This window comes from Kitasatospora sp. P5_F3, assembly GCF_054049135.1.
Genome location: NZ_JBFUMY010000201.1, coordinates 1 through 814 on the forward strand (window position 1 = coordinate 1; position 814 = coordinate 814).

Annotated in this window: 1 protein-coding gene; it reads left to right on the plus strand. The window is 68.9% G+C overall.

What is annotated here, in order from left to right:
• Positions 1–814 (plus strand): quinone oxidoreductase family protein (locus ACXJMZ_RS37340; RefSeq protein WP_457034435.1); only part of this gene is annotated, 814 nt, incomplete at both ends.

An 814-nucleotide genomic window follows, 5' to 3' on the forward strand; every position in this document is an offset into this window, starting at 1 on the left:
TCGTGGAGGTCGCCGCATCCGGGGTCAACTTCCTCGACGTCTACCACCGCGAAGGCCGGTACAGCCTCCCGCTGCCCTTCACCCCGGGCGCTGAGGGCGCCGGCACGGTCGTCGAAGTTGGACCCGGCGYCGCTGACGTCGCAGTCGGGGACCGGGTCGGTTGGGTGGAGATTCCCGGCACGTATGCCGAGCGGGCCGTCGTGGACTCCTCCCGGCTGGTGCCGCTGCCCGACGATATCGGCTTCGAGACAGCCGCCGCCGTGCTCCTCCAAGGCATGACCGCGCACTATCTCGTCAAGGACGCCTACCCGGTTCAGGGGGGCGACACGGTGCTCGTGCATGCGGCTGCTGGTGGCATGGGGCTGCTTTTGACCCAGCTCATCACCCATCTCGGCGGCAGGGTGATCGGCACGACGTCSACCACGGCGAAGGCCRAGCTGGCGAAGCGTGCCGGGGCCGCTGAGGTGATCCTTTCCTCCGCAGTCGACGATCTCGCAGCCGAGGTGAGGCGGCTCAACGGCGGTCAGGGACTGCCGGYTGTCTTCGACGGCGTCGGYGCGCACACCTTCGATGCGAGCCTCGCCAGCCTGCGAACCCGCGGCCATCTCGTGCTCTTCGGCGCGGCAAGTGGTGCCGTGCCGCCGTTTGATCCGATTCGGCTCGCCCACGGCGGTTCGCTGACCCTGATCCGGCCCAGCCTCGGGGACTTCATCGCCGATCGGTCCGAACTGCTCCGACGGGCCGCCGATGTGTTCGAGTGGGTGCGCTCCAAGGCGCTTGAGGTCACCGTAACGGGCCGCTACGCATTGTCCGA